The 13,452-nt window shown below is 59.2% G+C and carries 13 protein-coding genes and 1 pseudogene; 6 read left to right on the top strand and 8 right to left on the bottom strand.

Annotated elements, in window-relative coordinates:
• Positions 1-3: 3 nt before the first annotated feature.
• Positions 4-1,130: pseudogene (locus WJM78_RS00070) on the bottom strand (multidrug effflux MFS transporter).
• Positions 1,131-1,222: 92 nt separating this feature from the next.
• Here WJM78_RS00070 and WJM78_RS00065 point away from each other — a divergent pair.
• The gene (locus tag WJM78_RS00065) at positions 1,223-2,047 is read left to right on the top strand and encodes a helix-turn-helix transcriptional regulator (RefSeq protein ID WP_339012434.1); all 825 of its coding nucleotides are present in this window, start codon (positions 1,223-1,225) and stop codon (positions 2,045-2,047) included.
• Here WJM78_RS00065 and WJM78_RS00060 read toward each other — a convergent pair.
• Entirely contained in the window at positions 1,977-2,210 is a 234-nt protein-coding gene (locus WJM78_RS00060) for a hypothetical protein (RefSeq protein WP_339012431.1), read from the bottom strand. The two genes, WJM78_RS00065 and WJM78_RS00060, sit on opposite strands and share 71 nt — an antisense overlap.
• A gap of 292 nt (positions 2,211-2,502) precedes the next feature.
• Here WJM78_RS00060 and WJM78_RS00055 point away from each other — a divergent pair, with 292 nt between their 5' ends.
• Positions 2,503-3,756 (top strand): valine--pyruvate transaminase, encoded by a 1,254-nt coding sequence (locus WJM78_RS00055; RefSeq protein WP_339012428.1) that lies wholly within the window; start codon positions 2,503-2,505, stop codon positions 3,754-3,756.
• 56 nt (positions 3,757-3,812) lie between these two features.
• On the opposite strand, the gene WJM78_RS00050 is transcribed toward WJM78_RS00055, so the two are convergent.
• Together WJM78_RS00050 and WJM78_RS00045 are read right to left on the bottom strand one after the other, a co-directional pair.
• Positions 3,813-4,250 (bottom strand): Hsp20 family protein, encoded by a 438-nt coding sequence (locus WJM78_RS00050; protein WP_339012425.1) that lies wholly within the window; start codon positions 4,248-4,250, stop codon positions 3,813-3,815.
• Between the two features lie 92 nt (positions 4,251-4,342).
• Positions 4,343-4,756 carry an Hsp20 family protein gene (locus WJM78_RS00045; RefSeq protein ID WP_042037136.1) on the bottom strand — a complete coding sequence of 138 codons (414 nt, stop codon included), beginning with the start codon at positions 4,754-4,756 and terminating at the stop codon, positions 4,343-4,345.
• A gap of 280 nt (positions 4,757-5,036) precedes the next feature.
• On the opposite strand from WJM78_RS00045, the gene WJM78_RS00040 reads away from it, so the two are divergent.
• From WJM78_RS00040 to WJM78_RS00025, 4 genes are all read left to right on the top strand, one after another.
• A complete protein-coding gene (locus tag WJM78_RS00040; RefSeq protein ID WP_339012417.1) occupies positions 5,037-5,807 on the top strand; it encodes an MBL fold metallo-hydrolase in 771 nt (256 codons plus the stop codon).
• A 98-nt stretch (positions 5,808-5,905) separates the two neighbouring features.
• Positions 5,906-6,109 (top strand): hypothetical protein, encoded by a 204-nt coding sequence (locus WJM78_RS00035; RefSeq protein WP_339016001.1) that lies wholly within the window; start codon positions 5,906-5,908, stop codon positions 6,107-6,109.
• 62 nt (positions 6,110-6,171) lie between these two features.
• Positions 6,172-6,876, top strand: a complete 705-nt coding sequence (locus tag WJM78_RS00030) for a helix-turn-helix transcriptional regulator (RefSeq protein ID WP_275929695.1) — start codon at positions 6,172-6,174, stop codon at positions 6,874-6,876.
• Positions 6,877-6,945: 69 nt separating this feature from the next.
• Entirely contained in the window at positions 6,946-7,323 is a 378-nt protein-coding gene (locus WJM78_RS00025) for a VOC family protein (RefSeq protein WP_339015980.1), read from the top strand.
• 119 nt (positions 7,324-7,442) lie between these two features.
• Here the strand turns inward: WJM78_RS00025 and gyrB are convergent, their stop codons facing one another.
• Genes gyrB through dnaA form a run of 4 tightly spaced genes read right to left on the bottom strand, consistent with a single transcriptional unit; the run spans position 7,443 to position 13,452 of the window.
• Positions 7,443-9,857: a DNA topoisomerase (ATP-hydrolyzing) subunit B gene (gene gyrB / locus WJM78_RS00020; RefSeq protein WP_042037145.1), complete on the bottom strand. Its 2,415-nt coding sequence runs from the start codon at positions 9,855-9,857 to the stop codon at positions 7,443-7,445.
• Positions 9,854-10,957, bottom strand: coding sequence for a DNA replication/repair protein RecF (gene recF / locus WJM78_RS00015; RefSeq protein WP_339012412.1), 1,104 nt, complete (start codon positions 10,955-10,957; stop codon positions 9,854-9,856). The genes gyrB and recF overlap by 4 nt, the downstream gene beginning before the upstream one ends.
• A 2-nt stretch (positions 10,958-10,959) precedes the next feature.
• Positions 10,960-12,063 (bottom strand): DNA polymerase III subunit beta, encoded by a 1,104-nt coding sequence (gene dnaN / locus WJM78_RS00010; protein WP_005319542.1) that lies wholly within the window; start codon positions 12,061-12,063, stop codon positions 10,960-10,962.
• An 18-nt stretch (positions 12,064-12,081) separates the two neighbouring features.
• On the bottom strand, positions 12,082-13,452 hold the full coding sequence (gene dnaA / locus WJM78_RS00005) for a chromosomal replication initiator protein DnaA (protein WP_043135284.1): 1,371 nt from the start codon (positions 13,450-13,452) through the stop codon (positions 12,082-12,084).

The following is a 13,452-nucleotide window of genomic DNA, read 5'->3' as shown; positions in this document are numbered from 1 at the left end:
GTTTCACGTGGAACGCCGTCCGCTGCACAGTACGGCCACCAGGCCACAGCCAAGGAGCAGCATACCCAGATCCTGCAAAGTGGCCGCCAGTGCCAATCCCAGGCTGAGCAGCAGGTAGTAGGCCAGCCCGAACAGGGCACCGGCGCTGCCTGCTACCTCCCGATAGCCCAGCAAGGCCTGACTCAACACATTGGGGATGGCAATCCCAAAAGCCACGACGACGCCCATCATGGGCAGCAGGAACCAAAGCGAATCCTGACTCGTCCAGACCAGCAGCCCGGCAACCAGCGCCAGCACGCAAGCCAGCCTGACCAGAGATGACGGCTGCCAACCTTTCCCCAGCAGATGCTTGTTCAGCAGGCTGCCGATCAGAGTCGCCAGCGCCAACACCAGGCCGGAATAGCCAAACTCACGGGCATTCAATCCCAATTCGGCAAACAGGAAGGGGGCCAGGCTGTAGTAACCAAACAGCATGGTATTGAACAGGGCGACCAGCACAGCGCAGCACCATAGTCCGCCATCCCGCACCATGCGACACGCCAATGGCCAGAGGGCAACCCGAGTGGTTATCACAGGACGGGTTTCCGGCAGCCGCCAACGGGCGATCCCCCCCAGTATCAGGGCCAGCAACAGCAAGCCACTGAAGACACCGAGATAGCCAACTGCTCGGCCAACAAGCCGCCGCTCACCAGCCCCAGCACAGGGCTCAGGGAGAGCGCTATGCCCATCACCGAGAAGACCCGCGCCAGCTCGCTCCCCTGATAGCAGTCGCGCAGCATGGTCTGGGTCACCACAGATCCCACTGCAGCGCCAAAGGCCGAGATGACACGGGCCAGTAACAGGGTTTCAAACTGGTTGGCCAGCAGCGCCAGCAAGGTGCCAACGCCATAGGTGAGCAGACCCGCCAGCATGGCGGGACGCCGCCCGATCAGATCGCAGAGCCGTCCCCAGCAGACCACCCCCACCGCAAACGCCAGAAAATAGACCGACAAGGTCTGGGATGCCTGTCCGTCGCTCACCCGAAACTGGGTAGCGATCTGGGTCAGTACCGGGCTGTAGATGGTCTCCACGATCTGGGGAAACATCATCAATCCCACCACCAGCCAGAGCGGTGGCAACTTGTTGTTCATGACAAACCTCCTTCACAAGAGGTCGCCATTCTAGAGAGATGCCGATTGTCTGATTACAATAAGCAGGACTATAAACATCAAAAATCGGACATATGGCCTTTATTCTTCCCGATCACCCTTTTGACCCTGATCAGCTGACGGGCAGCGTGATCGGCATTGCCTCCGCGCTCGGTTGGCACGACTCGGGCCTGCATCAGCATCAACGCCATCAGCTGCTGTTTGCCCAATCCGGCTGCATGACAATGGAGCTGGAAGGTCGGGTCTGCCTGCTGCCACCCACCCGCGCCGCCTGGCTGCCAGCGGGCACCGCCCACCGGATATTGATGCGTGGTGTGGTGGCCTACCGCTCCCTCTATTTCCAGCCGTACCCCGAGTTGCCCGGCACGGTGGAGGTGCTGGCGGTCAATCCGCTGCTGCACGAACTGATCGAGCGGATGGCGCTCTGGCCGTGGGACACACCGCAAGCAGAGCAGCAGCGAACAGTGGCGCTGTTTATGGAGGAGTTGGGGCTGGCGCCGCGAGAATCGTGGCAGTTGCCGCTACCGACAGATCCCAGACTGGGCGGCTGGCTACAGCAGTTGAAACGGGGAGATGCCCTGCCCGAGCGGCTCAACCGGCTGGCCGAACGGGTGGGTGCCAGTGACAAGACCATTGGCCGCATCTTCATACGGGAGACCGGCATGAGCTATCAGGCATGGCGTCAGCAGTGGCGGCTGTTGCGCGCCATGGAGTTGCTGGCAGAAAGCGAGCCCATCAGCCGGATTGCCGCTGCGCTGGAGTTCTCCAGCGACAGCGCCTTCATCAGCTTCTTCAAACAACATACGGGGCAGACTCCCCTGCGCTATCTCAGCTCTCGGGGTGAGTCGCCACCGCCTGACTCGCCTCCACCATCAGGGTATCCAGCGCCAGCGGCTTGAGGTTGTGCAGCGCATCCTGCACCACGGCATGGGATGCCTGCTGCAGCTCGCTCTGCACATCTTGCTCCAGCTTGGCACTCTCCAGCTCGGGTCTCGGGTTGTCGTTGGCCATCACGTTCAGGCTCAGGGCACTCACAATCAGGGTGGCTATCAGGGTTTTCATCTGGTTTGCTCCGGTGTGGTTGAGATGACCAGCTAGCTATTCCAATTGTTGTGCCAACCCTCAAAAAACATATAACATGATGATTTTGTTTAAATTTACCCTCTATCGATACCAAAATGAGTCGCAAAATGCATCCTGCTCGGTCATTTTAAAACCAACAGTTGGTGCTTTTAACCACGCTTAAATTTTTGGCCCTGTTCCACGTGGAACGTCCCGTTTTTTTGATCGACACCCGCTTTTAAACTGAGCTATGGTGCTACATCCCCGTAACTGACTCTGGATCCGTCACCGAATGGAATTTTCCTTGTTCGGCGAGAAGTTCACTCGCCACGCCGGTATTACCCAACTCATGGATGACCTCAATCAGGGGCTGACCAATCCGGACGCCATCATGCTGGGTGGCGGTAATCCGGCCCCCATCCCCGCCATGCTGGAGCGCTTTCAGGCCGAGGCCAAAACCCTGCTCGACAATGGTGAACTGGTCAAAGCCATGGCCAACTACGACGGCCCCCAAGGCAAGGACAGGTTCACCAAGGCGCTGGCAGCCCTGCTCAGCAAAGAGCTGGGTTGGGATATTTCGGCCCGAAATATCGCGCTGACCAACGGCAGCCAGAATGCCTTCTTCTATCTGTTCAACCTGCTGGCTGGCGAGTTCGCCGATGGCCGCAAGAAGAAAGTGCTGTTCCCGCTGGCCCCGGAATATATCGGCTACGCCGACTCTGCCCTCACCGATGACTACTTCGTGGCGTACAAACCCACCATGGAGAAGCTGCCCGATGGCCAGTTCAAATACCATGTGGATTTCGAAAGCCTGCAGGTGGGCGACGATATCGGGGTGATCTGCGTCTCCCGTCCAACCAACCCGACTGGCAACGTGCTGACCGATGACGAGATAGAGCACCTGGATCAGATCGCTCGCGACAAGGGCATTCCGCTGCTGATCGACAACGCCTACGGCGTGCCCTTCCCGGGCATCATCTTCAGCGAAGCCAAGCCGTTCTGGAACGCCAACACCATCCTCTGCATGAGCCTCTCCAAGCTGGGCTTGCCGGGCACCCGCTGCGGCATCGTCATCGCCGATGAGAAGATCATCCAGGCCATCACCAACCTGAGCGGCATCATCAACCTGGCGCCGGGCAGCCTGGGGCCAGCCATTACCATCCCCATGATCGAGAGCGGCGAGATCATCGCCCTGAGCGAGCAGGTAGTGAAACCCTTCTACCGGCAGAAGGCCGAGCTGGTGGTGCAGCTGCTGCGTGAGGCGATACCGGATCCGCGCTTCCACATCCACAAGCCGGAAGGCGCCCTCTTCCTCTGGCTCTGGTTCGAAGACCTGCCCATTCACTGTCAGGAGCTTTACGAGCGACTGAAAGCGAAGAACCTGCTGATAGTGCCGGGTCACTACTTCTTCCCCGGCATCGACGACCCCGAGTGGCGCCACAGCCAGGAGTGCATACGCCTCAACTACTCCCAGAGCGAGGAGCTGGTGCGCCGTGGCATCGCCATACTGGCGGACGAGATCAACGACCTCTACGGCAGCAACTAACCTGCGAGCCAAAAACAAAAAGGCCTGCAATCGCAGGCCTTTTCATTTCCCATGGCTTAGTTTGGTAGCGCCAGTGGCTCGGCTTTGCCGATGGGGATGGCGCGAGGCTTGAGCGCCTCCGGCAGTTCGCGTGCCAGATCTATGGTCAGCAGACCATGCTCGAGCTTGGCCCCCTGCACCTCAACGTGCTGACTCAGCTTGAAGGCGAGCTCGAAGTCGCGCTCGGCAATACCCTGATGGAGGAACTGACGCTCACCGGCAGCTGCCTTGCGCCCCTTCACCTTGAGGGTGCCGTTTTCGGTTTCCAGCTCCAGCTCTTCGCGCTCGAAACCGGCCACCGCGACCGTGATGCAATAGCCGTCGTGATCGCGCTTTTCAATGTTGTAAGGGGGGTAAGCGGCGGTCTTCTGATCGAACAGACCTTCCAGCTCACGGGCCATCCGCTCGAAGCCGACGGCATTGGAATGGAGATGAGAAAAATCGAGGTTACGCATAATCCTATCCTTCTAACAAGCAACAGGTTTGGTTCTCCACAGGCCCGTCATCGGCACCCGGGAAATTTGAAAATCGCAGTGAATTCGGGCTATCAGCCGTTGATCTCGATCTTGCGCGGCTTCATCGCCTCGGGCACTTCACGCACCAGCTCGATATGCAGCAAGCCGTTTTTCAGGTCGGCACCTTTTACCCGCACATAGTCGGCCAGCTGGAAGCGGCGCTCGAAACCCCGTTCGGCTATGCCCTGATACAGATAGTTGCGGTCGGTCTCAGCCTGCTTGTTACCCTTCACCGTCAGCAGATTTTCCTGGAAGCTCAGCTCCAGCTCTTCCTGGGTAAAACCCGCCACCGCCATGCTGATGCGGTAGTCGCTGTCACCCAGCTGCTCGATGTTGTAGGGGGGATATCCGGCATTGCCATTGCTGGCCGCAGACTCGATGAGATTGGCCAGACGATCGAAACCGATGGCAGAACGATAGAGCGGAGAAAAGTCGATAGAACGCATAGTATTACCCTCTTATGAGCGATAACGGATGGTTTGCCCTCCTGTCGGACGGGCGTATGGTCGAAACCTCTGTCGAGCGTTCCGGCCTTGTTACCTATATAGGGTCCGGCTTTTTGCTTTCAAGGGCGAGAATCAAAGAAATTTTTCGAGTTTGTCCAGCACACAATCGTATCGTTCAGCTGGCCCGATAGGATCGATAATCGACCCGCGGGCCACTCATGGCTCCCCGCATCCCCCGTCATACTGGTTGCACACCTCGCCGCTATCACGGAGCTACACAATGCAAATTACCCAGGTTCGCAACGCTACCCTGCTGATCAACTACGCCGGCACCCGCTTTCTGATCGACCCCATGCTGGCAGCGAAGGGCACACTGCCCGCCTTCGCCGGAACAGCCAACAGCCACCTGCGCAACCCGCTGGTCGAGCTGCCTCTATCCCTGGCGGAGATACTCGATGTGGATGCGGTGATCGTCACCCACGATCACCTGGACCACTGGGACCCGGTCGCTCAGCAGCAGCTCCCCAAGCATCTGCCGCTGTTTGTACAACATCAGAAAGATGCCGACACCATCAGCGCCAGCGGTTTTACAGATGTGCGCCTGCTGAGCGAGCAGGCCGAATTTGCCGGCATCCTCCTGCAACAGACCGAGGGGCAACACGGCAACGATCAGGTCATGGCTGTGTTGGCCGAGCGGCTGGGTGAGGTGTGCGGTGTGGTCTTCTCCCACCCGCAAGAGAAAACCCTCTATCTGGCGGGTGATACCGTCTGGAACGAGATGGTCGCACAGAGCCTGCGGCTACACGGGCCTAAGGTGATCATCCTCAACTGCGGCGATGCCCAGGTGCCGGGGCTCGGTTCCATCATCATGGGCAAGGAGGATGTCGCCGCCGTTTATCAGGCCGCACCGCAAGCCACGCTGATCGCCAGCCATATGGAGGCAGTCAACCACGCCCTGCTGTCACGCAAGGAGCTGCGCGACTATCTGGCGAAACAGAGCATGATGGATCGGGTACGGGTGCCACAAGATGGCGAGGTGATATCGCTGTGATCCGCAAGAGGGCGGAGGGCCATGCCAGACATGGCCCTTCGGCTTTCACTGCCGAACGCTTATGATGAGGGGTCTGCGCGCAGAGAGGAGCCAACACCATGACCACCCCGATCGTTGCCGTGGTGACCTTCGATCACTTCAGCCCTTTTCACTGCGCCATCCCCTGCCTTATCTTCGGCAATATCCTGGCCGAGCTGGTCGGCTTCAAGAGTGCCACCGCCCTGCGCAATCACTTCCGGGCCTGTTTTGCCATCTCCCCCAGCGAGTGGCGACGCGCTTTTCACGGCCACAACCCTTTATGACGCCCGCTGTACCCGCTCACCCCGCTATGGCAGGCTAACCAGAGATCCCGAGGAGTCACACCATGTCCCGTTCCGAACGCCTGCTGGCCCTGCTCCAGCTGCTGCGCGGCCACCGTTACGCCATCACCGGCACAGAGCTGGCCAGCCAGCTTGGCATTAGCCTGCGCACCCTCTACCGGGACATGGCGACCCTGCAGGCGCAAGGTGCCCATATCGAGGGTGAGCCGGGTATCGGGTATGTGCTGCGCCCCGGCTTCATGCTGCCACCGCTGATGTTCAGTGAAGAGGAGCTGGAAGCGCTGGTGCTGGGTTCCCGCTGGGTGGCCGAACATACCGACAGCGCCCTGAGTGCCGGTGCCCGCAGTGCGCTGGCCAAGATAGAGGCCGTGCTGCCCGACGAGTACCGCCAGCAGCTCCACGCCAATACCCTGCTGATCGGCTCATCCCGCCACGACGCCTGCACCGATGAAGCCCCCCTGCGCAGTGCCATTCGTCAGCAGCGCAAGATAACCCTGAGCTACCGCGACCTGAGGGAAGCGAGTTCCGAGCGCACCGTCTGGCCATTTGCCCTTGGCTACTTCGAGCAGGTGCGGGTACTGGTGGCCTGGTGCGAACTACGGCAGGATTTTCGCCACTTCCGGGTGGACCGCATCAGCCAGCTGACACTGGAGCAGACAGGCTATCCCAGGAGCAGGGCTATCTTGCTCAAGGAGTGGCGCGCCGCCCAGCAGATCCCGCAACCAACATTCATTGCTGACAGAAACTGACAGCAGGTAGCGCCATGCTGACGGGGTCGGCGCAGATGCGCCCTCCCCGAATCAAGGAGCGTCACCATGTTGTTAGTCCCGCCATTCACCATTCTCTATGTCGCCAATCCGGCTCTCAGCGCCCTCTTCTATCGCGAGCTGTTTGGTCGTCCGCCAGTAGAAGAATCCCCTACCTTTGCCATGTTCGTATTCGAATCGGGGGCAAAACTGGCGCTCTGGTCCAGTGCCACGGTCGCGCCCGCCGTTACCCAGAGTGCTGGTGCCATGGAGCTGGCCTTCCCGCTGCCAGATGAAGCCAGTGTTGATACTGGCTTGGCCGAATGGCAGGCGCGCGGCCTGACCATCATCCAGCAGCCGAGCCGAATGGAGTTTGGCTATACCGGCATGGCGCTTGACCCCGATGGTCATCGCCTGCGCCTCTACTGCCTGGCTCCGGAACTGGGCTAAGTCGGTATCATCAACACCAAGGCGGTTTCACGTTTCACGTGAAACGTACGATTTCCCCGCCCCTGAAAACGAGAAAAGCCGCTCACAAGGAGCGGCTTTTTGCTGTCTGACTGCGTCGATTAGACGTCGAGGTTGGCGACCCGCAGGGCGTTGGTCTCGATAAAGTCACGACGGGGCTCTACTGCATCACCCATCAGGGTGGAGAAGAGCTGGTCGGCACCGACGGCATCGTCTATGGTGACGCGCAGCATGCGACGCGCTTCCGGATCCATGGTGGTTTCCCACAGCTGGTCCGGGTTCATCTCGCCCAGCCCTTTATAGCGCTGGATGTAGATGCCGCGCTTGCCTTCGCCCATCAGCCAGTCGACCGCTTCCACGAAGTTGGCAACCGGCTTGACCTTCTCGCCACGCTTGATGAAACCGCCTTCCTCGATCAGGTTGGCGATCTCCTTGCCAAGTGAAACAAGCTGACGGTACTCACCTGACTGCAGGAAGTCGTAGCTGATCGCGTATTCACGGTCGACCCCGTGCTGACGCACCACGGCATGGGGGACGAACAGACGACGCTCTTCGTCACGACGCACCTGGATCTGGTACTGGATACCATGGTTGCTCTCGTTGAGCACGGCCTCCATGCCCTGACACCAGGCCAGCAAGTCGCTCTCGCTGGCCAGCAGGGTTTCGTTCAACTCAGGCTGATAGATCAGCTGGGTCAATACGGCATCCGGCGCCCGACGGGACATACGGGTGATCAGGTGAGACACGGCACGGTGCTGGTTGACCAGACGCTCCAGCGCCTCGCCACCGATGGCCGGGGCAGACTCGTTGACGTGCAGGGTTGCACCATCCAGCGCCATGGCGGTCTGGTACTGCAGCAGTGCATCTTCATCTTTCAGATACTGCTCCTGCTTGCCCTTCTTGACCTTGTACAACGGCGGCTGGGCTATGTAGATGTAGCCACGCTCGATGATCTCCGGCATCTGACGATAGAAGAAGGTAAGCAACAGGGTACGGATGTGCGCACCATCGACGTCCGCATCCGTCATGATGATGATGTTGTGGTAACGCAGCTTGTCCGGATTGTACTCGTCACGACCGATGCCGCAGCCCAGGGCGGTGATCAGGGTGCCCACCTCTTGCGAGGAGATCATCTTGTCGAAACGGGCCTTCTCCACGTTCAGGATCTTGCCCTTGAGCGGCAGAATAGCCTGGTTCTTGCGGTTGCGACCCTGCTTGGCGGAGCCGCCAGCAGAGTCCCCTTCCACTATGTAGAGTTCGGAGAGGGCCGGGTCTTTCTCCTGGCAGTCTGCCAGCTTGCCGGGCAGGCCGGCGATGTCCAGCGCACCCTTGCGGCGCGTCAGCTCGCGCGCCTTGCGGGCCGCTTCACGGGCACGGGCCGCATCGATGATCTTGTTGACCACAATCTTGGCATCGCCCGGGTTTTCCAGCAGGAACTCGCCAAGCTTCTCGCCCATCGCCTGTTCAACCGCAGTCTTCACTTCGGAAGAGACCAGCTTGTCCTTAGTCTGGGAGGAGAACTTGGGATCCGGTACCTTGACCGAGATGACCGCAATCAGACCTTCACGCACGTCGTCGCCGCTGGCGGCCGACTTGGCCTTCTTGCTGTAATCCTCTTTGTCCATATAGGTGTTGAGGGTGCGGGTCAGCGCGGTCCGGAACCCTACCAGGTGAGTACCACCATCCCGCTGCGGGATATTGTTGGTAAAGCAGTAAACCCCTTCCTGATAGGCATCGTTCCACTGCATGGCGACTTCGACGCCGATGCCGTCCTGCTCTATGGAAAAGTGGAACACCTTGGGGTGGATCGGGGTCTTGTTCTGGTTCAGGTATTCCACGAAGGCCTTGATACCGCCCTCGTAGCAGAAATGCACCTCGCGGCCATCCCGCTCGTCCTGCAGACGGATGGAAACACCGGAGTTAAGGAAGGAGAGCTCGCGCAGACGCTTGGCCAGGATCTCGTAGTGATACAGGGTATCGGTAAAGATGGTCGGGCTCGGCCAGAAGCGCACCTCGGTACCCGTGCCACTGCTGCTGTCGCCAATCTGCTTGAGCGGCGCCTGCGGCTCACCCAGGTGATAGGTCTGCTCGTAGACATGGCCGTTGCGACGAATGGTCAGCAACAGCTTGTCAGAGAGGGCGTTAACCACTGAGACGCCCACGCCGTGCAGGCCACCTGACACCTTGTAGGAGTTGTCATCGAACTTACCGCCAGCGTGCAGCACGGTCATGATGACCTCTGCGGCGGAGCGGCCCTCCTCTTCGTGCATGTCTACCGGGATACCCCGGCCGTTGTCACGCACGGAAACGGAACCGTCGGAATGGATCTTGACCAGAATATCGGAGCAGTAGCCAGCAAGAGCCTCGTCAATGGAGTTATCGACGACCTCAAACACCATGTGGTGCAGACCTGAGCCATCATCCGTATCGCCGATGTACATCCCCGGGCGCTTGCGGACCGCATCCAGGCCCTTCAGTACCTTGATATTCGAGGAGTCGTAAGTATTTTCACTCATAGCTTACTCTCTGCCTTCTCTAACGTTTCGGAGATCTTGCCTTGTTCCACGTGGAACAACTTGCAGTCATTCGCATCCATCATGTCTGCGAGCTGACCGGTATCGATGGCGGTGATAAACACCTGGGACGCACACTGCTTCAGCCTTGCGGCCAGCAAGCGGCGCTTGTCGACATCCAGTTCAGAGGCAAAATCGTCAATTAAAAAAATACAGCCACGGCTGCTATGTTGATTCAAATAGAGCCCTTGGGCCAGTCGCATGGCACAGACCAACAACTTCAGCTGACCCCTGGACAAAATATCCTGAGCGGGCACACCATTCGCCTTGAGTCGCACATCAGCCTTCTGTGGGCCTACCCCTGTGTAACCCAGCGAACGATCCCGCTCAAACCCCGCCTCCAGCAAGTCGCCGAGGGGAGTCTCTTTCTCCCAGCCCCGATAGAAACCGAGACTGATGTCGAATTCCGGCAGAAAATCTGCCGTCATCTCCTTGATCAGGGGCGTAATGGCCTGACAATAGCTCGCACGGAACATGGCCAGTTCCCCCCCGAGCCGCACCAGCTCCTGATCCCAGAACGCCAGCTGGCGATACTGGGTACTCTGACGCAGCAGGGCGTTGCGCTGTTTCAACAACCGCCGCACTCGTCCCCACAGGGAGAAAAAGGTCGGTTCCTGATGGAAGACCCCCCAATCCAGCCAGGCCCGGCGAGCCTGGGGACCGCCCGTCAGCAGGTTGAAGCCATCAGGATGGATCAACTGCACCGGCAACAGCTCGGCCAGATCGGCCAGTCGCTGGGCCTGGGCCCCGGCGATCTTGAGCTGGGTCTCGCCACTCTTGTCCTTGGCGAGTCCAATGGGTACCTGACGCCCCTCCAGTTCGCACTGGGCAAACAGGGTAAAGGCCCGCTCCCCTTGGCGGATGACCCGCCCGGTCAGGTGAGTACGAAAGGAGCGACCAAGGCCAAGGTAGTGAATGGCTTCCAGCACGCTGGTCTTGCCACTGCCATTGCACCCTACCAGGATGTTGAGGCCGGGGGACAGCTTGAGACTGGCCTGCTGGATATTGCGAAAGTCGCTGAGCTGGAGTTTGACCAGGGCCACGACTAGATCCGCATCGGCATCACCACATACTGAGCATCCTGATGATCAAAATCCTCAATAATGGCACTGCTGATGGAATCGCTCAGGCTAATCCGAATTTGGTCACATTTTAACGTATTCAGCACGTCCAGCACATAAGAGACGTTGAAACCTATCTCCATCTCGCTGGCCTCGTATTGTACGTCAAGCAGCTCTTCGGCTTCTTCCTGTTCCGGATTGTTGGCGGTAATGCGCAGCAGGTTTTCCTGCAGATTGAGACGCACTCCACGGAATTTCTCGTTGGAGAGGATGGCCGCACGGGCAAATGCCTGACGCAGATCCTCACGACCGGCGATCAGGGCCTTGTCGCTGTTGCGCGGGATAACCCGGCGCCAATCCGGGAATCGGCCATCCACCAGCTTGGAAGTGAAGATGAAGCCGTCCAGCGCAGCGCGCAGGTTGCTGCGACCGATCTGCAGCCGTACCGGCTTGTCTTCCGCTTCCAGCAGACGCACCAGCTCCAGCACACCTTTACGGGGCAGGATAACCTGATGATCGGGCAGCGATTCTTCCACTACCTCGCGACGGCAGGTCGCCAAACGGTGGCCATCAGTCGCCACGGTGCGCAGGCCGTGGCCCTCGCTCTCGAACAGCATGCCGTTCAGGTAGTAACGCACGTCCTGGCTGGCCATGGAGAACTGGGTGGCATCGATCAGCTTCTTCAGCTCCAGCTGGCCGATGTCGAATTCGAGCACGGATTCCCAATCCTCGATATTCGGGTATTCGCTGGCCGGTAGAGTCGACAGGTTGAAACGAGAACGACCGGAACGGATGATCAGGCGCTCGCCTTCGGTGTTGAGGCGGATGTCCGCCCCTTCCGGCAGGCCGCGACAGATATCCAGCAGCTTGCGCGCCGGCACTGTGGTGCGGCCATCCTGGCTCTCATTATTGAGATAGACCTGACCTATCATCTCAACTTCCAGGTCAGTCCCGGTCAGCGACAGCAGACCCTGGCTGACATCAAGCAGCACATTGCCAAGGATCGGCAGGGTCGGCCGGCCACCCAGGGCACCGGACACCAGTTGCAGAGGACGTAACAGGGCCTCACGGCTAATTTCGAGCTGCATCTGTGCTCTCCGTTCTTATCAGGAGGAAAGGGTTCGGATCAGGTTGGAATAGTCTTCCTTGATGTCGTGGCTCTCCTCCTTCAGCTGCTCGATCTTGCGGCAGGCATGAAGAACGGTAGTGTGGTCACGGCCACCAAAGGCATCACCTATCTCCGGCAAACTGTGGTTGGTCAGCTCCTTGGCCAGTGCCATCGCCAGCTGGCGTGGACGGGCAACGGAGCGTGAGCGGCGTTTTGACAGCAGATCCGCCAGCTTGATCTTGTAGTACTCCGCCACCGTCTTCTGAATGTTGTCGATGGTGACCAGCTTCTCCTGCAGCGCCAGCAGATCGCGCAGCGCTTCGCGCACGAAATCGATGTTGATGGCACGACCGGTGAAGTTGGCATTGGCGATCACCCGGTTGAGGGCGCCTTCCAGTTCACGGACGTTGGATCGCAGACGCTTGGCAATGAAGAAGGCCACTTCGTCCGGCAGGTGGATCTGGTTCTCATCCGCCTTGCGCATCAGGATGGCGACACGGGTCTCCAGCTCCGGTGGCTCGATCGCCACCGTCAGGCCCCAGCCGAAGCGGGACTTGAGGCGATCCTCGACACCATTGATCTCCTTCGGATAGCGATCCGAGGTCAGGATGATCTGCTGGTTACCTTCGAGCAATGCATTGAAGGTATGGAAGAACTCCTCCTGGGAGCGCTCCTTGTTGGCAAAGAACTGGATGTCATCGATGAGCAGGGCATCGACGCTACGGTAATAACGCTTGAACTCTTCAATGGCGTTATTCTGCAGCGCCTTCACCATGTCCTGCACAAACCGCTCGGAGTGCATGTAGATGACTTTGGCGTCTTTCTTGCGCTCCTTGATGGCGTTGCCAACGGCGTGCAGCAGGTGGGTCTTGCCCAGGCCGGTACCGCCATAGAGGAACAGCGGGTTGTAAGCGCCACCCGGGTTGTCGGCTACCTGACGGGCAGCCGCACGGGCCAACTGGTTGGACTTACCCTCGACGAAGTTCTCAAAGGTATAGTTCACGTTGGTGTTGCTTTTGTGGTTCGGCTCAGGCTTGGCTTCAGCCTTGCTTTCCCAGCTCTTCTGCAAGTTATTCACAGGCGCAGCACCCCGCGCCGGCGCTCTTGCGACCGCGACAGGATGGGGACGATTACCTATATCAAAACGCAGGGTGGGGCCGTCGACCCCACAGAGTTCGTTGATGATGCCATTAACCCGGATGAGATACTTGTCTCGTACCCAGTCCAGAACAAAGCGATTCGGTGCATACAGGGTCAGAGTATTGTCACTCAACTCCGCTTGAAGCGGCCGGATCCACATGCTGAATTCTGCCGAGGGCAACTCATCTTGCAGCCGGTTAAGGCACTGCTGCCATAGCGAAGCAGTCAC

The organism is Aeromonas popoffii (genome assembly GCF_037818705.1).
GTDB lineage: Bacteria > Pseudomonadota > Gammaproteobacteria > Enterobacterales > Aeromonadaceae > Aeromonas > Aeromonas popoffii.
Note: the sequence above shows the minus strand (reverse complement) of the source record. Positions and strands in the feature narration are given on the sequence as shown.